Below are 19,206 nucleotides of genomic sequence, written 5' to 3' on the forward strand. Positions count from 1 at the left end.
GGCCACGATGTCCAAGATTGTTTGTTTCGGCGAGATTTTGATCGATCTACTTGCCCAACCGCCGGCCACCCCGGACACCCCGCGTGCCTTCCTGCAGTATGCCGGCGGTGCGCCGGCCAACGTCGCCGTGGCCGCAGCGCGGCTCGGTGCGGACACCCATTTTGCCGGCATGCTCGGCCAGGACATGTTCGGCGACTTCCTCGCCGAGAGCCTGGCCAGTGCCGGCGTGGCGACCGACTGCATCGTGCGCACCGACGCCGCCAAGACCGCGCTGGCGTTCGTCGCACTGGATGCCGGCGGCGAACGCAGCTTCAGCTTCTACCGCCCGCCGGCGGCCGATCTGTTGTTCCGCAGCGTGCACTTCCACCCGAACTGCTTTGAAGGCACCCGCAGCTTCCACGTGTGCTCCAACAGCCTGACCGAGGCCGAGATCGCGCAGGCCACGCTGGAGGGCATGCGCCGCGCCCGCCAGGCCGGTGCGATGGTCAGCCTCGACCTCAACCTGCGCCCCGCGCTGTGGCCGACCGCTGTCGACCCTCTGCCGCGGTTGTGGGAAGCCCTGTCGCTGGCCGATCTGGTCAAGCTCTCGCGCGAAGAACTGGAGTACCTGGCGGCCGCAGTGCCGGGCGGCGACGCCGCCGTGATCGCGCGCCTGCTGGGTGCGCAGGCGCAGGCGGTGGTGATCACCGACGGCGCCGCGCCGATCCGCTGGCATACCCGCCACACCCACGGCGTGTTGACCGGTTTCCGCGTGACCACGGTTGATTCCACCGCGGCGGGCGATGCCTTTGTCGGCGGCCTGCTGTTCGGGATTGGCGAGCGCGGCGGCGACGGCACCGGTTTTGCCGGGTTCTGCCAGGACCCCACCGCGCTGGTGGAGGCGATCCGGTTCGGCGCGGCCGTCGGTGCTTTGGCCGTGACCCGCAAGGGCGCCTTCGCCGCGATGCCCAGCCTTCATGAAGTCCAGCAACTGCTGCAGCAACAACAGGATGACGCCGCATGACCACGCCGGTTCCGCCGACCCCCGACTTCCGCTCGCCCGCGTTCCTGCGCGCCCACATCGCGCAGACGATGGCGTTCTACCAGCCGCATGAAATCGACCCCAAGGGCGGTTTCTTCCACTACTACCGTGACGATGGCAGCGTGTACGATGCCAGCCACCGCCATCTGGTCAGCAGCACCCGGTTCGTGTTCAACCATGCGATGGCTTACCGCGAATTCGGCAAGCCCGAGGATCTGGCGGCGGCCGAACACGGCGTGCGCTACCTGCGCGAGGTGCATCGCAATCCGGCCACCGGCGGTTATGCGTGGACGCTGCGCGACGGCGTGGTCGAAGACGCGACCAACCACTGCTACGGCGTGGCGTTCGTGCTGCTGGCCTACAGTTGCGCGCTGAAGGCCGGCATTGCCGAGGCGCGTTCGTGGACGGACGAGACCTGGCAGCTGCTGGAAACGCGCTTCTGGGAACCGGCGTTCGGCCTGTACAAGGACGAAGCCGATGCCGACTGGAACTTCACCGACTACCGCGGCCAGAACGCCAACATGCACATGTGCGAGGCGATGCTGGCCGCGTTCGAGGCCAGTGGCGAGCAGCGCTACCTTGATCGTGCGCTGCTGCTGGCCGACCACATGACCCGCCGCCAGGCGGCGCAGGGCGACGGCCTGGTGTGGGAGCACTACGATACCCAGTGGCAGATCGACTGGGACTACAACCGCGACAACCCCAAGCACCTGTTCCGTCCGTGGGGTTTCCAACCCGGGCATCAGACCGAGTGGGCCAAGCTGCTGCTGATCCTGGATCGCCACGTACACGCCGACTGGCTGGTGCCGACCGCGCGGCATCTGTTCGATGTGGCGGTGGCGCGCAGTTGGGACGCCGAGCGTGGTGGGTTGTATTACGGCTTCGCGCCGGATGGCAGCGTCTGCGATGACGACAAATATTTCTGGGTACAGGCCGAATCGCTGGCCACCGCCGCGCTGCTGGCCAAGCGCACCGGCGATGCCGTGTACTGGGACTGGTACGACGCCCTGTGGGGCTACGCGTGGCAGCACATGATCGATCATCGCTACGGTGCCTGGTACCGCATCCTGGATGCGGACAACCGCAAGTACAGCGATGAGAAGAGCCCGGCCGGCAAGACCGATTACCACACCATGGGCGCGTGCTACGAAGTGCTCAACGTGGTCCGTTGAATCCGGTAGCCGACCGTCGGTCGGCTTCCCCGACATCCCGGTAGAGCCGACCGTTGGTCGGCTGCCCCCGCAGCCAGGCAGGTCCCCATGCGCGCGCACAGCCGTCTCCATGTCGTTGCACCGGCCAGCTGGCTGATGCTGGTCCTGCTGGCAGCATGGGCACTGCCCGTGGCAGCCGCCCCGCTGGCGGCGGAGTGGTCATTCCGCCTGCTGCCCGGTGACGCGCGCGGTGCCGCGCACCCTGACCTGCAGCAGTGGCGCCCGGCACAGGTGCCGGGTGCGGTGCATACCGACCTGCTGGCGCGGGGGCGGATTCCCGATCCTTACGTGGGTGCGCCGGAGGCCGGGCTGCAGTGGATCGGCCTGGCCGACTGGGAATACCGCGCACGATTCGATGTGGATGCGACGACCTTGGCGCGCGCGCACGCCGAGCTGGCGTTCGAAGGCCTGGATACGTTCGCCACGGTCACGCTCAACGGCCAGCCGTTGCTGCAGGCCAACAACAGTCATCGCACCTGGCGTGCACGGGTGGAGGGCAGGCTGCGGCCTCGCGGCAATGAACTCCGGATCGTGCTGCATTCGCCGATCCGCAGCCTGCTGCCGGACGTGCAGGCGATGCCGCACAAGATCGCCGGCAACTACCCCTCGCCGTATGGCGATGAGCCCAAAGACGCGATGGTCGGCAATTTCGTACGCAAACCGGGCTACCACTTCGGTTGGGACTGGGGCCCGCGTTACGTGACCGCGGGCATCTGGCGGCCGGTGACGCTGGAGAGCTGGGACGCGCAGCGCTTGACCGCGATGGCGGTGCAGACCCGTGCGCTGGATGCCGCACAGGCTGAGCTTGAGATCGCGGTCGAGGTGGAAAGCGCAGTGGTTGGTTCCGCGTCGGTGCAGATCGAGGTGCTGGATCCGGACGGCACGCGCGTGGCGCGCATCGACCGCAGGACGATGCTGAAGGCCGGTGACAACCGCGTCGCGGTGCCGGTGGCGCTGCAGGAGCCGCGGCGCTGGTGGCCGGCCGGGCAGGGCGAGCAGGCCCGCTATACCGTGCGTGCCACGCTGGCACCTGAGACGGCGGAGGCGACGCACATCGAGCAGCGCACCGGCCTGCGTACCGTCGAGCTGCGCCGCGAGGTGGACCGCAACGGCGGACAGGGCTTCGCGTTCGTGATCAACGGTGTGCCTATCTTCGCCAAGGGCGCCAACGTGATTCCGTTCGACATGTTCCCCGCGCGTGTGGACGCGGCGCGGATCCGCCGCGAGCTGACCGCGGCGCGCGATGCCAACATGAACATGCTGCGCAACTGGGGCGGTGGCTATTACGAAGACGATGTGTTCTTCGATATCGCCGACGAGCTGGGGCTGCTGGTCTGGCAGGACTTCATGTTCGGTGGCGGCATGCAGCCCGGCTACGATCCGGCGTTCCGCGCGAACGTGGTCGGCGAGGCGCGCGACAATGTGCGCCGCCTGCGGCATCACCCCAGCGTGGTGCTGTGGTGTGGCAACAACGAAGAAGAGACCGCATGGAAGGACTGGGGCCACGGCCGTGACCTGACCGCTGCCAATCCTGCCTTCGCCGCGAAGGTCTGGCAGGGCTATGTGGAGTTGTTCGGCAACGACCTGCGCCAGGTGGTGGCCGAGGAAGGGCTGGGCGTGCCGTACTGGTCGAGTTCGCCGAGCAACGACCTGGACGAGAAGGCCAACGATTCCACCCGTGGCGACAAGCACTACTGGCAGGTGTGGGGCAACCCGGCGCTGCCGGTGACCGCCTACCTGCGTGAAACGCCGCGCTTCATGTCCGAATACGGGCTGCAGGCCTGGCCGGTGCTGCGCACGCTGGACGGCATCATTCCCGCCGCCGAGCAGCAGGTGGACAGCCCGACGGTGCGCGCGCACCAGAAGTTCATGGCGGGCGAGGGCAACCAGCGCCTGCTCAAGTACATCGAGGAGGAGTACGGCACGCCGCGTGACTTCCCCACGTTCGTCTACCTGAGCCAGGTGATGCAGGCCGATGGCATCCAGCTCGCTGCCCTGCATCACCGGGCCTCGCGGCCGTACACGATGGGCTCGCTGTACTGGCAGCTCAACGATGTATGGCCGGGGGCGTCGTGGTCCAGCATCGATTACGCCGGCCGCTGGAAGGCGCTGCACTTCCACGCCAAACGTTTCTTCGCCGACCACGCGGTGGCGGCGTTGCGCGACGAGGGCGTGACCCGGGTGAGCCTGCTCAATGATCGTCAGCAGGGCCTGCAGGCGACATGGCGGCTGCGCGTGCTCGATCTCGACGGCACCCAGCGCAGCGAGCAGCGGCACACCGTGGCAGTGCCACCACTGTCCGCGCTGGAGGTGGGGCAGTTCGCCGATGCCGTGTTGTTGAAGGGCGCCGATCCGGGCCGCACCGTGGCGGTGGTCGAGCTGTTCGACGGCGCCACGCTGTTGTCGCAGCAGGTGGTGTATTTCGTCCCGGCCAAAGCGTTGGCGCTGTCACCGGCGAAGATCGACAGCGCGCTGCGCGCCGATGGCGACGGCTACCTGCTGACGCTGCGCTCGCCGACGCTGGTGCGGGCGCTGTGGATCGACTTCGATGGGCTGGATGCCGCGCTGGAGAACAATGCGCTCGACCTGTTGCCGGGTGAAACGGTGACGATCCGGCTGCGCGCTGAGGCGGATCTGGCCACGCTGCGCGGCGCGTTGCGCCTGCACTCCTTGGCAGATATCCGGAGGTAGGGCCACGCCATGCGTGGCTGGCGTGGTACCGGAATCGCGGAAGGCATCCACGCATGGCGTGGATCCACCCGTTACAGCGTGATCTGCTGGAAGTTCTCGACGCGGTCGTGGCCGTGGGTGGCCTCACCGCTGCGCGGCAGCGGGTAATCTTCCAGGCGGTCGATCAGGCGCGTCTGCAGGCCGGCGTCGCGCGCGGCATCCAGCTCTTCCACCACGTCGGACAGGAACAGGATCTGCGCGGCCGGTACGTCGATCGCCTCGACGATGTGACGGTAGCTGTCGGCCTCACGCTTGCCGCCCACTTCGGTGTCGAACCAGCCTGACACCAGCCCGGTCAGGTCACCGGCTTCGCTGAAGCCGAAGAACAGCTTCTGCGACGGCACCGAGCCGGAGGAATACACGTACAGCGGCTTGCCCTGCGCATGCCAGCCCTTCAGTACGGCGGCCACTTCCGGATAGAAGTGCGCCTTGTAGTCGCCGTTGCGGTAGCCGCTTTCCCAGATCATGCCCTGCAAAGCCTTGAGCGCGGTGTGCTTGCGGTCCTGGTCGATCCAGCCCTGCAGCGTCTCCACGATCAGGCTGTCCTGGCAGGCACCGCCGATCTCCACCGCCACCGCGTCCAGCCAGCGGCGCACCTGCGGCTCCTGGCCATGCGCGGCGACGAACGCCGGCAGTGCCTTGCGCGCATACGGGAACAGCACGTTCTTGACGAACGAAATGCTGCTGGTGGTGCCCTCGATATCGGTGAGGATGACGGTCGGTTGCGGCATGGATCAGTCGGCCTGGTGCTGTGCGGGGTGGTAACGCGGGAAGGTCTGGGCGATGTCGCTGCCGGTGAAATGGCCGACCCAGCCATCCGGCTCGGTGAAGAAGCGGATCGCCACGAAACTCGGTTCCTCGCCCATATCGAACCAATGGGTGATGCCATCGGGCACGGCGATCAGGTCGTTCTTGACGCACTCGATCTCGTAGACCTTGCCGTCCACGTGCAGGGTGAACAGCCCGGAGCCGGCGACGAAGAAGCGGACTTCATCTTCCTTGTGGAAGTGCTCGTCCAGGAACTTCCTGCGCAGCTCGGCGCGGTTCGGGTTGTCCGGCGCGATCGAGGCGACGTCCACGCTCTTGAAACCGTGCGTGGCGACGAGACGGTCGATATCGACCTTGTAGGCGGCGAAGACCTCGTCCTGGCTGGCGCCCGGCGCGACCTCGTGGGCCGCCTGCCAGCGCTCGAACGTGACGCCGATCTTCTTCAGTTCGGCAGCGATCGCCTCGCCATCCCGGCTGTCGAACAGCGGGACATCCGGGGCGGTGTCATCAAAGATACGGAGTCGGCTCATGGCGGCGGCATCGAGGCGAAGAGGGGAAGGAAAGGGTACCAGTGCGGCGCCGGGGTGGGGGCGACGCACTGATGCCGATGCGCGGAATACAGATTCTCTTCAGGAATCTGAGCGCGATCAGCCACGCAGCTTGCGCAGTTCCAGCTCACAGTGCAGCAGGAATTCGAAGGCTTCCATGTGGCGGCGCGCCTCGGCCATGGTGCGGCCCCACGCGTACAGGCCGTGGCCGTCGATCAGGTAGCCCCACAGCGGCTGGGTGTCGAGCAGGGCATCGACCTGGGCCGAGAGCACGTCCATGTCCTGGGTATTGGCGAACACTGGCACATCGATCGCCATCTCGTGGGTGCTGTTGCCGTGGAAGGCCTTCAGCAGCTCGTAGCCTTCCAGGCGGATATGGCCCTGCGGCGCATACAGGCGCGAGGCGATGGTCTGCACCGGCGAATGGGTGTGCAGCACGCAGCCGATCTCCGGGAACCGGCGATACAGCTGGGTGTGCAGCAGCGTCTCGGCGGAGGGGCGCAGCGGGCGGCCTACGGCCTGGCCGTCGAAATCGACCACCATGATGTCGTCCTCCACCAGGCGGCCCTTGTCCTTGCCGGACACGGTGATCGCCGCGTGGCGGTCATCCAGGCGGTGGGAGAAGTTGCTGCTGGTGGCCGGGGTCCAGCCGGCGTGCGCCAGCTCACGGACGTTGTCGATCAGCAGCTGGGCCAGCTCGCTCAGGCGCGCGGTGTCGTACGGGAAGGTGGGGGTGCTCATGGGGCTATTTTACGGCGCTTCCATCGATTTCGCGCGCTCTGCGGTAGTGCCGGCCGCCGGCCGGCTCCTCATGAGCGTGTTGGGTGCAGGTGGAGCCGGCCAGCGGCCGGCACTACTTGCGCAGCCGGCTATGGCGATACCCATAACAGAAATAGATCGCGAAACCGCCCAGCGTCCAGAAGCCCATCAGCATCCAGTTGTGGGCCGTCATCGCCGTCAGCAGCGCGATGCAGCTGAGCACGCCCAGGCTGCAGATCAGCCACGCCATCGGCATCCGGAACGGACGCGGCAGGTCCGGCTGGGTACGGCGCAGGATCAGCACGCCCGCGCAGACTGCCGCGAACGCGATCAGCGTCCCCATCGAGGTCAGCTCACCGAGCACGTCCAGCGGGAACACTGCCGCCAGCAGCGCGATGCCGATACCGGTGATCACGGTGTTGATGTGCGGCGTGCGGTACTTGGGATGGATCTTGGTGAACAGGGGCGGCAACAGCCCGTCGCGGCCCATGATCATGAAGATGCGCGGCTGCGCGATCACCATCACCAGCACCACCGAGGACAGCCCGATCAGCGCGCCGATCTCCACGACCACGCGCAACCAGCCCAGCTGCGGATGCGCCGCCACCGCGGTCACCACCGGCTCATCGGTCCCCAGCAGCTGGTACGGCACCAGCCCGGTCATCACCGCGGCCATGGCGATGTACAGCACGGTGCAGATCACCAGCGAGAGCAGCATGCCGATCGGCATGTCGCGCTGCGGCTTGTGCGACTCCTGCGCGGCTACCGACACCGCCTCGAAACCGATATAGGCGAAGAACACCATTGCCGCACCGCGCAGCACGCCGTCGAAGCCGTACTTGCCCGGGCCTTCGTTTTCCGGAATGAACGGGGTCCAATTGGCCGGGTCCACGTACTTCCAGCCAACCACGATCACCAGCACGATCAGCGCGGTCTTGAGCACCACCATCGCCATGTTCATGGCCGAGGATTTGCTGATGCCCACGTAGCACAGCCAGGTCAGCAGCAGCACCAGCACCGCGGCCGGGATGTTGGCGATGGCGCCGGTCGGGCGCAGCTGGCCATCCAGTGGCGCGCTGACCAGCGCGGCGGGGAGATGGATGTCGAAATGGCTGAGCAGGCTCAGGAAATAGCCGGTCCAGCTGACCGCCACGGCCGAGGCGGAGACGCCATATTCCAGCACCAGCATCCAGCCGATGAACCAGGCCGAGAGCTCGCCGAAGGTGGCATAGGTATAGGTGTAGGCACTGCCGGAGACCGGCACCATCGCCGCGAACTCGGCGTAGGCCATCGCGCAGAATGCGCAGCAGATCGCGGCGAGCACGAACGACAGCATGATCGCCGGGCCGGCGTGGTTGGCCGCGGCCTGGCCGGTGATCACGAAGATGCCGCCGCCGATCACCGCGCCGATGCCCAGCGCGGTCAGGCCCCAGGGGCCGAGGGTGCGGCGCAGGCTCAGGCCGTTGGCGTCTTCATGGGCGGCGTGCGGATGCTTGGTGGCCCACAGTTGCTTGAACATGGTTTGGATGTCTTCTCAGGCGCGACGTATCAAACGGCCGGGCCGGCACGTGGCCGGCCCGGCAGCACTCAGGCGTTCTTCTTGTTCAGCTTGCTGTGGCGGATGCCGTAGCCGAAGTAGATGCACAGACCCAGCAGGGTCCAGGCCACGAACAGGTGCCAATGCACGACGAACGCCTGGTAGAACAGGAACAGGCAGGCCAGGGCGCCCAGCGGGCAGATGACCCACACCAGCGGCACGCGGAACGGTCGCTCCAGTTCCGGGCGCGTGTAGCGCAGGACAAGCACGCCGATGCAGACGGTGGCAAAGGCCAGCAGGGTGCCCATCGAGACCAGTTCACCGAGCACGTTCAGCGGCACGGTACCGGCCAGGGTGGCGGCAATGGCGCCGACAACGATGGTGCTCCAGTACGGGGTACGGAAGCGCTTGTGCACCTTGCCGAAGATCTTCGGCAGCAGGCCGTCGCGCGAGATCGTGTAGGCGATGCGGGTCTGGCCCATCATCATCACCAGCACCACCGAGGAGAGGCCGGCGATCGCACCGATTTCCACGGCGGTCTTCAGCCAGGACAGGGTCGGGTAGGGCTCCAGCGCGGTCGCGACGGGCTTGTCCGTGCCCAGCAGGTGGTACGGCATCATGCCGGTCAGCACGGCGCAGACGATGATGTAGACGATGGTGCACACGGCCAGCGAGCCGAGCAGGCCGATCGGCATGTTGCGCTGCGGGTCCTTGGTTTCGCCGGCGGCGGTGGAGACCGCATCGAAGCCGATGTAGGCGAAGAACACGATGGTTGCCGCACGGAACACGCCACTCCAGCCGAACTCACCCGGCACGCCGGTGTTCTCCGGAATGAAGGGGGTCCAGTTGGCCGTATCCAGGTGCGCGGCGCCGAACCCGATGAACAGACAGATCACGGTGACCTTGATCGCCACGATGATCGCGTTGACGAAGGCCGACTGCGTCACGCCGACGTACAGCAGGCCCGAGACGGCCGCCACGATCAGCACCGCCGGCAGGTTGAACAGCTTGCCGGAGGAGATGAACTCATGGCCGGTCCAGGCGATGGGCGCGGCGCTGAGCGCATCGGGGAAGGGCATGTTCAGCGTGGTGGTGATGAAGCTGATCAGGTACGCCGACCAACCCACCGCGACCGAGGCCGAGGCGAACAGGTACTCCAGCACCAGGCACCAGCCGATGAACCAGGCCATGCCTTCGCCGAGGGTGGCGTACGAATAGGAATAGGCGCTGCCGGAGACCGGCATCATCGCCGCGAACTCGGCGTAGCACAGGCCGGCCAGCGCGCAGGCAAAGCCGGCGAACACGAACGAGAGCATCACCGCCGGGCCGGCATGGTTCGCCGCGGCCTGGCCGGTGAGCACGAAGATACCCGCACCGATCACCGCGCCGATACCCAGCAGGATCAGGTGTTTCGCTGTGAGGGTCCGCCTCAGTGTGGGCTCGCCGTCCAGGCTGCCTTCGATGGGCTCGCCGGCATCGACGTGCGGTGCCGGTGCGACCGGTTTGACCCTCAACAGAGACTTCAGCATGCAGTGCTTCCCTAAATGAACAAAGGTGAGGCGCGCGGTACATTGCCGCACGCCCTGATGGCGACTGGGCGCCCCAGCGGTGCGGGGGCCGCTGTACCTTAGCCAAAGCTGAAGCCGCTGTACAAGCACAAATGCAGCATGGCCGAGCGATAATCGGCCAAATCCGCACGATGCCTGCACCTGCCATGTCGCTGAACCTCGAATCCGTTGCCATTCCTGACGCCGCCCTGCGCAGTCAGCTTGATGCTTACGCCCGCCGACACCCCGAGCACGCGGCATTGGCTGACGAATTCAGCACAGTGCTGGACGATCCGGACAACCCGTTCCTGCGCGAGCGCCTGGCCGGGCACTTCACCGGCAGCGCGTGGCTGGTCAGCGCCGACGGGCAGCGCGTGCTGCTGACCCACCACCGCAAGCTGGACCGCTGGCTGCAGCTGGGCGGCCACGCGGATGGCGAGCGCGATCTGGCCCAGGTGGCGCTGAAGGAAGCCGAGGAGGAATCCGGGCTGACCGCGCTGGTGCTGGAGGATGGCGAGTTGTTCGACATCGACAAGCACTGGATTCCCGAACGCAAGGACGTCCCGGGGCATTGGCACTACGACGCGCGCTACGTCGTGCGGGCGCTGGGCAGTGAGCAGTTCGCGATCAGCGACGAATCGCTGGCGTTGGCCTGGCGCGAGATCCGTGACGTGGCCAATGCGGCGATCGAGACCCCCGATGGGGATGACTCGTTGCCACGCATGGCCAAGCGCTGGCTGGCGCGGTGATTTAACAGGGACGGGGGTAATTATTAATTACCCCCGTCCCCTTTAATACAGCACGCGGGTGCGCAGGGTGCCGGGGATCGCCGCCAGCTCCTCGCGCACCGCGCCGGCCTGGGCTTCGCTGGCGGTGATGTCGATCACCACGTAGCCCACCTTCGGGTCCGTACGCAGGAACTGGCCGTCGATGTTGACGTTGTGGCGCGAGAAGATCTCGTTGACCTTGGAGAGTACGCCCGGCACGTTCTGGTGGATGTGCAGCAGGCGCAGGCTCTCGGCGTGCTCGGGCAACGTCACTTCCGGGAAGTTGACCGCCGACAGGGTGCTGCCGTTATCGCTGTAGCGCACCAGTTTGGCCGCCACTTCCACACCGATGTTGTCCTGTGCTTCCAGTGTGCTGCCGCCAACGTGCGGGGTCAGGATCACGTTGTCGTGGGCGGTGAGCGGGGAGACGAAGACATCGCCGTTGCCCTTGGGCTCCACCGGGAACACATCCAGCGCCGCACCACCGAGGTGGCCCGAGCGCAGCGCCGCATCCAGCGCGTCGATGTCGACCACGGTGCCGCGCGCGGCGTTGATCAGGTGTGCGCCGGGGCGCATGCGCGCCAGTTCGTCGGCACCGATCATCCACTGCGTGGCCGGGGTTTCCGGCACATGCACGGTCACGATGTCGGCGCGCGCCAGCAGGTCATCCAGGTTGATCGCCGCGCGGGCATTGCCCAGTGACAGCTTGGTTTCCACATCGTGGAAGATCACCTGCATGCCCATCGCCTCGGCCATCACGCCGACCTGGGTGCCGATATGGCCATAACCGATGATGCCCAGCGTCTTGCCGCGCACCTCATGGCTGCCGGCGGCCGACTTGGACCAGCCGCCGCGATGGCACTCGGCGTTTTTCTGCGGGATGCCGCGGGTCAGCATGATCGCTTCGGCGATCACCAGCTCGGCCACGCTGCGGGTGTTGGAGTAGGGGGCGTTGAACACCGGGATGCCGGCCAGTTCCGCCGCCTCCAGGTCCACCTGGTTGGTGCCGATGCAGAAGCAGCCGACCGCCATCAGGCGCTTGGCGTTCGCCAGCACCTCCGCGCTGAGTTGCGTGCGCGAACGGATGCCGACGATGTGGGCCTCGGCGATGCGCGCCTTCAGTTCGTCTTCGGGCAGCGCCTTGCTGTGCAGTTCGATCTGCGAATAGCCGGCCGCGGTGAACACGTCGATCGCGGTCTGGCTGACCCCCTCGAGCAACAGTACGCGGATATCCTGCTTCGGGAACGAGGTCTTTTTCGGCGACATGGGCGGCGTGCGACGTATGGCGGTGGAGCCCCCAACTATGCCAGAAGCGGGCGGCGATGGTGCGGTGCGCCAATCAACGTCCGAACGGTTTCAGATGCACCTAATTTCGTGAGTACGTGTGGCCGTCACAGGCGCGCCTGCTACTGGACGCGGCCGGTAGCGGCTGGCAGGCTTGCGGGCTCCCCGGCACCGCCAGACGCCCCATGACCGATCCGCGCCTCGATTCGCTCCTGCACGACTGCCCCGGGCTGCGCCTGAAGACCGATCCTGCCGATCTGGAGCACTACGGCCGCGATTGGACCCGGCGCTGGACACCCGCGCCGCTGGCGATCGCCTTGCCCGGCACGGTGGAAGAGGTGCAGGCGACGCTGCGCTGGGCCAGTGCCCAAGGGGTGGCCGTGGTGCCCTCCGGTGGCCGTACCGGGTTGTCCGGCGGCGCGGTGGCAGCCCACGGTGAGCTGGTGCTCAGCCTGGAGCGGATGAACAAGCCGCTGGCCTTCGATGCGGTCGACCGCACCCTGACCGTGCAGGCGGGCATGCCACTGGAGGCGGTGCACAACGCGGCGCTCGAGCATGGCCTGATCTACCCGGTGGATTTCGCCGCGCGTGGTTCGTGCTCGATCGGCGGCAACATCGCCACCAATGCCGGTGGCATCCGCGTGATCCGCTACGGCAATACCCGCGAGTGGATCGCCGGCCTGAAGGTGGTGACGATGGCCGGTGAGCTGGTCGAGCTCAACAAGGGCCTGATCAAGAACTCCAGCGGCTATGACTTCCGCCAGCTGCTGATCGGCTCGGAAGGCACGCTCGGCGTGATCGTCGAAGCCACCTTGAAGCTCACCGATCCGCCGCCGGCCAGCAACGTGATGCTGCTGGCGCTGCCCTCGTTCGAGGTGTTGATGCAGGTGTTTGCCGCCTTCCGCGAGCGGCTGCAGCTGCAGGCCTTCGAGTTCTTCACCGACCGCGCGCTTGGGCATGTGCTGGCGCATGGCGCGCAGGCGCCGTTCGACGAGGTCCACCCGTATTACGTGGTAACCGAATTCGCTGCCGGCGACGAGGCGCAGGAAGCCGCCGCGATGGCCGCGTTCGAAGACTGCATGGAGCACGGCTGGGTCAGCGATGGCGTGGTCAGCCAGAGCGACGCGCAGGCCGCGCAGCTGTGGCGCCTGCGCGAGGGCATCACCGAAGCGGTGGCGCGCTACACGCCCTACAAGAACGATGTCTCGGTGCGGATTTCGGCGATGCCGGCCTTCCTCGCCGAAACCCAGGCGCTGATCGGGCAGGCGTACCCGCAGTTCGAGGTGGTCTGGTTCGGGCACATCGGCGACGGCAACCTGCACATCAATGTGCTCAAGCCGGACGAGACCGCCGATGCGGAGTTCCTGACCCAATGCGAGCATGTCACCAAGCTGCTCGCCGGTGTGCTGGCCCGCTTTGACGGCAGCATCTCGGCCGAACACGGGATCGGCCTGGTCAAAAAGGGCTACCTGGACAGCACGCGCAGCGCGCCGGAAATCGCACTGATGAAGGCGGTCAAACGTGCGTTTGATCCCCAAGCGCTGCTGAATCCCGGCAAGCTCTTCGACCTCTGAGGCAAGACAGGATTTCACGCAGCCTATACGCTCTGTGCTTTCTACCGCGAACGACACCCCGATGATGCGTCCGATCCTGCTTGTTGCCGTGCTCGCCCTGCCGTTGTCGGCGATGGCCTCCAGTTTTGCCGGCAGCTCTGCCGGTTCCGCCTCCGGCGCGTCCTCGGCCGGTTCGTCCAGCTCGGGCGATGACAAGATCGTGCTTGATGCGCGCGATGATGCAGCCGCCTTCGTGGCCAGCGACGGTGCGATCCGTGGTGCCCGTCTGGAAGCTGCGCTGCTGCACCTGCGCGAACAGAGCGTTGCGAAGCAGCAGGCCAGTGACATGGCGCTGGCCAGGACCCTGCTGGCCCGCTGATGCGAACGCGTGGTCAGGTCCGCCGCTGGCGCTGGGCGGTCCTGATCGCGTGGCTCGCCGCGCCGTTCGCACAGGCGGCGCTGCAGCTGGAGTTGCAGCCGCAGGGATTGAGCGTGGCGCAGATCGTGGCCGCCGAGCGTGCCCTGCAGCAGGTGCACACGCGCCTGCCGGCGCCGTGGCAGGCACGTTTCCAGCACCCGGTGCAGGTGCGCTGGTCGGACACGCTGCCGGCCCACGTGCACGGCCGCACCCGCAACGGCACGATCACCCTGCAGCGCGCGTTGCTGGACACCGTGCAGGACGATCAACCGCTGCCACGCCCGCTCGAAGCCGCGCTGATCCACGAATTGACCCATGTGCTGGACCGTTCGCCGCAGGGTGGCTGGTCGCGCGATGCGCGTCTGCGTGACCTGGCCGGCTGGCAGCGACGCCCGTGGAAGCTGGGGCGTACAGCGAATGCCTTCAGCGAGCGCAGTCCGGACGATTACGAGCGCACGCGACCGGCCGAGTTCCTGGCGGTCAACGCCGAGCACCTGCTGCTCGATCCGGATTACCCCTGCCGCCGTCCGGCCGTCGCCGCGTGGTTTGCCGAGCACCTTGGGCCGAACGACGCGGCCGAGGGATGCGACACCCGTCTGCCGTTGATGCAGGCCGAAGAGGAGGCGGGCGCGGCGACGCTGCTCGAACTGGATCCGGCCCGGATCTACGCGGTGGACTACCTGCTCGCCGAAGGCAATGACCAGCTGATGAGTCGCTGGGGCCACAGCATGCTGCGCCTGGTGATCTGCGCGCCAGGCCGCCCGCGTGGGCCGGCCTGCCGGATGGATCTGTCCCATCACCGCGTGCTGTCCTACCGTGCCTTCGTCGGCGATGTACAGATCTCCAGCTGGCGCGGGCTGACCGGTGCCTATCCTTCGCGCCTGTTCGTGCTGCCGCTCAACCAGGTCATCAACGAATACACACAGGTGGAACTGCGGGGGCTGTCTTCCGTGCCGTTGGCGTTGGATGCGCCGGACATCGCCAGCCTGCTGGAGCGCGTCGCGCAGGTGCACTGGAGCTATGACGGGCGCTATCTGTTCGTCAGCAACAACTGCGCGGTGGAGACCGGCAAGCTGCTGCAGGAAGGCGTGCCACGCCTGGCTTCGCCGGGGTTGAACCGGCTCACCCCGCGCGGCCTGCTGACCCGCCTGGAGCGCCAGGGCGTGGCCGACGCCAGCGTGCTGGCCGATCGCGGGCAGGCGACGCGACAGGGCTACTACTTCGCCTCCGCCGAGGATCACTACCAGCAGTTGTTCGATGCGGCGCGCCAGCAGCTACGGCTGGGCACGACAACCGTCGGCGAGTGGTTGCGGCAAACGGCCAGCGAGCGTGCACGCTGGGTAGAGCAGGGTGATCTACGTGCCACCGCCGCCCTGCTGTTGCTGGAACAGGCCGCCCTGCGTCGCGAAGAACTGCGCGCACGCGACGTGCTTAAGCGGCTGCTGGGCGATCCGGCCAAAGAAGATGCTGCGGCGCGCGACACGCTGCGCGCGTTGCTGGAAGACACCGGCCAGCTGATCAGCCCGGCCGCACTGGTGGCGGGGGGCGGCTACGGGCTGCCGTCGGCGCACGAGCGGGCGCAGGCCAGCGAGGCGGCGGCGCGGCTCAGTGCACAGGGTGTGCCGGCCTGGCAGGCGTTGCAGCTGCAGCTCAAACACCGCTTGCCACAGGCACAGCAACGCGAACTGGCCACGATCGACAGCAATCTGGCCCGACTGGGTGCGCGGATGCGCGAACTGGCCCGGCAGGACGCTGTTACTGCCGCGGCAGCTCGATGACGAAGCGCGCCCCGCCCAACGTGCTGGCGCTGCAGGCGACGTGGCCCCCATGCGCATCGGCGATTGCCTTGACCACCGCCAGCCCCAGCCCGCTGCCACCGCGCTGACGCGAGCGCGAGCCGTCGCCGCGCAGGAAGGGATCGAAGATCTGCTCGCGCAGCGCCGCATCGATGCCGGGGCCTTCATCGTCGATGGCGATCTGCACGTGGGTAGCGGTGTCGTGCACCGCAATGCGGACCCGGCCGGGCGTTGCATAGCGGCGCGCATTCTCCAGCAGCGCCATCAGCGCCTGGCGTACCCGGGTGGGGTCGCAATGCGCGGGATGCTCCCCGCGCGAGGTCTCCAGTTCCAGCACGAAGCCGCTGCTGCGGAAACCCGGATCCACCAGGCTCATCACCGAGTGCACTTCCTGCACCACGTCATTGCGGGCACGGCGGACATCCAGGCGCGCGCTGTCGGCCAGGCTCAGCACACGCAGGTCCTCGATCAGCCGCGACAGCCCTTCGACCTGGGCCAGCAGGCTGCGGAACTGGCCTTCGTCGGGTGCGAACACGCCTTCGGCCAGCCCCTGCAGCCGGCCGCGCAGGATGGTGACCGGCGTGCGCAGCTCATGCGCGATCGCCGCGTGCCACATCACCCGGTCGGCCTCGATGTTCTGCAGCCGCCGCGCCATCGCGTTGAAGTCGTCCACCAGCAGCGCCACTTCGCCGAGCGAGCGGTCACTGACGGCAGCGCGTGCACCGAGATCGCCATCGGCGAGCCGGCCGATGCTGTCCACCACCGCGTTGAGCGGGGTCAGGATGCGCTGGGACAGCCGCACCGAAGCGGCCACGGCCAAGGTCAGCCCGATCAGGGTCACGCCCACCATCCAGACCAGCTCGGGCCCGCTGGGCACCCAGCTGACCGGCTCGTCCACGCCGCCGGGATAGAACGCGACTAGCACCGCGTACAGCAGATAGGAGCTGAGGATCACCATCACGATGACCGCCAGCACCATCATCGACATCGACAGCACGATGTGCCGGCTCAGGCCCGAGCGGCGCATCAGTGGTCCGTCGCCAGCCGGTAGCCGACGCCGCGCACGCTGGCCGGGACATTGGCCAGGCCCACATCATCGAGTTTGCGGCGCAGCTTGCTGACATGGCTGTCCACGGTGCGCTCCAATGCTTCGCTTTCCGGCAGGCACTCGTGCATGAGCTCGCTGCGGCTGAAGATGCGCATCGGTGCCAGCGCCATGCAGTGCAGCAGTTTGTATTCGGTCAGGGTGAGCAGCAGCTCGTGGCTGTAGCCATCGCCTTCGACATGCACCGTGTGGTGCTCCGGATCGATCACCAGGCTGCCGACGCGCAGGATCTCCGGCACGCTCTGGCGCGGCGCATTCAAGGTGCGCCGCAGTACCGCACGCACCCGTGCGGCCACTTCAGCCGGGTTGAACGGCTTGACCACGTAGTCGTCCGCGCCCATCCGCAGGGCGGTGAGCTTGTCCAGGTCCTGGTCCAGCGCGGTCAGCATGATCACTGGCGTGTCGCCGCGCTGGCGCAGGGTGTTGAGCACGGTCCAGCCGTCCATGCCCGGCATCTGTACATCCAGCAGGACCAGGTCCGGCCGTGCGCTGCGATGCAGCGCCAGGGCGTTCAGGCCATCCCGCGCGCGCAGCGTGCGCAGGCCCTCGCGGGCTAGGTAGGCCGCGACGATATCGGCGATCTCGGGTTCGTCCTCGACGATCAGGACCAGGGCGTTGAGCGAATGATCCCAGCGCGCGGTGGGGGCGCCGGGTGAATCGGAGGCGGGCATGCAGGGCAGGGCCGGAAGGTGCTTGAGCTCCATCGTATCTCCACACTTCCTCCATCGAAACCCCACCGAACCCACGCAGACTGCCGCCATGTTGATTTCGGCCGGTATCCCGGCGGCTGTGCTGCAGATGAAGAGCAAGAACAGGCATGCCGCCCCGGTGGCGGTGATCCAGGCGCTGCGCGCGCACGGCGACGTGCTGCGGCGACGATGGCAGGTGCGCACATGAGCGCGGTACTGCAACCGGCACACGTGGAGGCGGCCGAGGCGCGGCTGTGGGATGCGCTGATCCAGTGGCAGCCGCAGCAACTGCATGCACTGCTGTCACCAGCCCTGTTCCTGACCGACCACGACGGCCAGCGTCAGGATGCATCCCCGTTGCTGGCGGGCTGGAACGCGCGGCGCATCCGCATCGCGGCGATCGAACGGGAGCAGACCGAGCAGCTGGCCTGCGGCGCGATGGTGCTGGTCACCGGTGAGCTGCGCATCCACCTCGATGGCGAGCACGGCAGGCAGCTGCATTCCATGCGCCTGCTGCGGGTCTGGGCGCGCTGCACGGGCGCGCCAGGCGTCCATCTGCTCTCGCTGTGCATGCTGCCGGCTGCGCCGCGTCCGCACTGAACCGCGTGTTCAGCGATGCCCGGGAGGTCAGCGTCGCTTCACCTGTTCTCACGGCCCGGCAGGTACGATCAAGTGTTGTCGACGTTATCGCAAGGAGTCCCTCATGCGCGCATCCCCCTGGTTGTTGAGCCTGGCCATTACCGGCGCACTCGCCGCCTGCCAACCGGCCAGCCAGAGCAGCCCCGCCGCCGATGGCAGCGAAGCGCCGCCCCCGATCGATGCCTCCACTGCTGAAGAGCGCGCGTATGCGTTCCGCTGTGGGGAGCTGGAAGTGCATGCTACTTACCGCGGTCAGGATTCGGCAACGGTGGTGGTGGGCGACCGCACTTTCCCGATGTCCTCGCAGCCTGCAGCGTCCGGCGCGAAGTATGGCGATGGGCAGGGCAACGAATTGTGGACCAAGGGGACCACCGAAGGCAGCCTGATCCTGAAGGGCGAGCCGGACCGCACCTGCACCGGCACCGGCGAGCAGGGCGGACAAGCACCGCCGGCCAATGCGACCGCCCATGCGGAGACGGACGCCGATGCGGCAGGCGGCTTCCGCGCGACCGGCAATGAGCCCGGCTGGCTGGCCCAGGTCGGTGCGGGTGCAACCCCGGCGCTGCACATCGAGATGGATTACGGCGAGCGCAAGCTCGAGATTTCCAGCCCCACCCAGGGCCGTGACGGCTGGTCGGGTACTGCCGCCGATGGCACCCCGGTCAAGCTGACCTTCCAGCGCACGGTGTGCCAGGACGACATGAGCGGCCAGGCCTTCGGTGCCACGGCCATGCTCACGGTCGGCGCGCGCCAGTACCACGGCTGCGGGGATTTTGCCGGCGCGCCCTCGTTGGCGGCCAAGCCCTGATCCAGCAAGCTCTGACTCAGTTGAAG

General features: G+C 67.3%; 18 protein-coding genes. 10 read left to right on the forward strand and 8 right to left on the reverse strand.

The window, feature by feature from the left end:
• Nucleotides 1-7 precede the first annotated feature (7 nt).
• From BCL79_RS00420 to BCL79_RS00430, 3 genes are all read left to right on the forward strand, one after another.
• A complete protein-coding gene (locus BCL79_RS00420) occupies nt 8-1,003 on the forward strand; it encodes a carbohydrate kinase family protein (RefSeq protein WP_121036659.1) in 996 nt (331 codons plus the stop codon).
• The gene (locus BCL79_RS00425; protein ID WP_121036660.1) at nt 1,000-2,193 is read left to right on the forward strand and encodes an AGE family epimerase/isomerase; all 1,194 of its coding nucleotides are present in this window, start codon (nt 1,000-1,002) and stop codon (nt 2,191-2,193) included. The genes BCL79_RS00420 and BCL79_RS00425 overlap by 4 nt, the downstream gene beginning before the upstream one ends.
• Nucleotides 2,194-2,280: 87 nt before the next feature.
• Complete coding sequence (locus tag BCL79_RS00430; protein WP_121036661.1) at nt 2,281-4,923, forward strand: beta-mannosidase; 2,643 nt, start codon at nt 2,281-2,283, stop codon at nt 4,921-4,923.
• A 71-nt stretch (nt 4,924-4,994) separates the two neighbouring features.
• Here BCL79_RS00430 and mtnC read toward each other — a convergent pair whose 3' ends face one another.
• The 5 genes from mtnC to BCL79_RS00455 form a co-directional block, all read right to left on the reverse strand.
• Nucleotides 4,995-5,693, reverse strand: coding sequence for an acireductone synthase (gene mtnC / locus BCL79_RS00435; protein ID WP_121036662.1), 699 nt, complete (start codon nt 5,691-5,693; stop codon nt 4,995-4,997).
• Nucleotides 5,694-5,696: 3 nt separating this feature from the next.
• A complete protein-coding gene (locus tag BCL79_RS00440) occupies nt 5,697-6,260 on the reverse strand; it encodes a 1,2-dihydroxy-3-keto-5-methylthiopentene dioxygenase (RefSeq protein ID WP_121036663.1) in 564 nt (187 codons plus the stop codon).
• A gap of 117 nt (nt 6,261-6,377) precedes the next feature.
• Entirely contained in the window at nt 6,378-7,019 is a 642-nt protein-coding gene (locus BCL79_RS00445) for a methylthioribulose 1-phosphate dehydratase (RefSeq protein ID WP_121036664.1), read from the reverse strand.
• 112 nt (nt 7,020-7,131) lie between these two features.
• Nucleotides 7,132-8,556, reverse strand: coding sequence for an amino acid permease (locus BCL79_RS00450; protein ID WP_121036665.1), 1,425 nt, complete (start codon nt 8,554-8,556; stop codon nt 7,132-7,134).
• Nucleotides 8,557-8,624: 68 nt separating this feature from the next.
• Nucleotides 8,625-10,103 (reverse strand): amino acid permease, encoded by a 1,479-nt coding sequence (locus BCL79_RS00455; RefSeq protein WP_121036666.1) that lies wholly within the window; start codon nt 10,101-10,103, stop codon nt 8,625-8,627.
• Nucleotides 10,104-10,288: 185 nt separating this feature from the next.
• Between BCL79_RS00455 and BCL79_RS00460 the strand changes: the two genes are divergently transcribed.
• The gene (locus BCL79_RS00460; protein ID WP_121036667.1) at nt 10,289-10,870 is read left to right on the forward strand and encodes an NUDIX hydrolase; all 582 of its coding nucleotides are present in this window, start codon (nt 10,289-10,291) and stop codon (nt 10,868-10,870) included.
• A gap of 42 nt (nt 10,871-10,912) precedes the next feature.
• Here BCL79_RS00460 and serA read toward each other — a convergent pair whose 3' ends face one another.
• Nucleotides 10,913-12,154: a phosphoglycerate dehydrogenase gene (gene serA / locus BCL79_RS00465; RefSeq protein ID WP_121036668.1), complete on the reverse strand. Its 1,242-nt coding sequence runs from the start codon at nt 12,152-12,154 to the stop codon at nt 10,913-10,915.
• Nucleotides 12,155-12,357: 203 nt separating this feature from the next.
• On the opposite strand from serA, the gene BCL79_RS00470 reads away from it, so the two are divergent.
• The 3 genes from BCL79_RS00470 (at nt 12,358) to BCL79_RS00480 (ending at nt 15,921) form a co-directional block, all read left to right on the forward strand.
• The gene (locus tag BCL79_RS00470; protein ID WP_121036669.1) at nt 12,358-13,746 is read left to right on the forward strand and encodes an FAD-binding oxidoreductase; all 1,389 of its coding nucleotides are present in this window, start codon (nt 12,358-12,360) and stop codon (nt 13,744-13,746) included.
• 61 nt (nt 13,747-13,807) lie between these two features.
• Nucleotides 13,808-14,104 carry a DUF2388 domain-containing protein gene (locus BCL79_RS00475; protein WP_121036670.1) on the forward strand — a complete coding sequence of 99 codons (297 nt, stop codon included), beginning with the start codon at nt 13,808-13,810 and terminating at the stop codon, nt 14,102-14,104.
• The gene (locus tag BCL79_RS00480; protein ID WP_121036671.1) at nt 14,104-15,921 is read left to right on the forward strand and encodes a DUF4105 domain-containing protein; all 1,818 of its coding nucleotides are present in this window, start codon (nt 14,104-14,106) and stop codon (nt 15,919-15,921) included. The genes BCL79_RS00475 and BCL79_RS00480 overlap by 1 nt, the downstream gene beginning before the upstream one ends.
• Here the strand turns inward: BCL79_RS00480 and BCL79_RS00485 are convergent.
• Nucleotides 15,899-16,966, reverse strand: coding sequence for an ATP-binding protein (locus tag BCL79_RS00485; RefSeq protein ID WP_121036672.1), 1,068 nt, complete (start codon nt 16,964-16,966; stop codon nt 15,899-15,901). The genes BCL79_RS00480 and BCL79_RS00485 overlap by 23 nt on opposite strands.
• Entirely contained in the window at nt 16,966-17,715 is a 750-nt protein-coding gene (locus BCL79_RS00490) for a response regulator (RefSeq protein ID WP_121041030.1), read from the reverse strand. The genes BCL79_RS00485 and BCL79_RS00490 overlap by 1 nt, the downstream gene beginning before the upstream one ends.
• Before the next feature lie 22 nt (nt 17,716-17,737).
• On the opposite strand from BCL79_RS00490, the gene BCL79_RS20015 reads away from it, so the two are divergent.
• The 3 genes from BCL79_RS20015 to BCL79_RS00500 all read left to right on the forward strand — a co-directional run bounded on the left by BCL79_RS20015 (nt 17,738) and on the right by BCL79_RS00500 (nt 19,180).
• The gene (locus tag BCL79_RS20015) at nt 17,738-17,941 is read left to right on the forward strand and encodes a hypothetical protein (RefSeq protein ID WP_147433821.1); all 204 of its coding nucleotides are present in this window, start codon (nt 17,738-17,740) and stop codon (nt 17,939-17,941) included.
• A complete protein-coding gene (locus BCL79_RS00495) occupies nt 17,938-18,333 on the forward strand; it encodes a nuclear transport factor 2 family protein (protein ID WP_183073615.1) in 396 nt (131 codons plus the stop codon). Before BCL79_RS20015 ends, BCL79_RS00495 begins: the two co-directional genes overlap by 4 nt.
• A 103-nt stretch (nt 18,334-18,436) precedes the next feature.
• A complete protein-coding gene (locus tag BCL79_RS00500; protein ID WP_121036674.1) occupies nt 18,437-19,180 on the forward strand; it encodes an MliC family protein in 744 nt (247 codons plus the stop codon).
• The last annotated feature ends 26 nt before the right edge of the window (nt 19,181-19,206 follow it).

Origin of the sequence: Stenotrophomonas rhizophila (assembly GCF_003651185.1) — a bacterium.
GTDB classification, from domain to species: domain Bacteria; phylum Pseudomonadota; class Gammaproteobacteria; order Xanthomonadales; family Xanthomonadaceae; genus Stenotrophomonas; species Stenotrophomonas maltophilia_Z.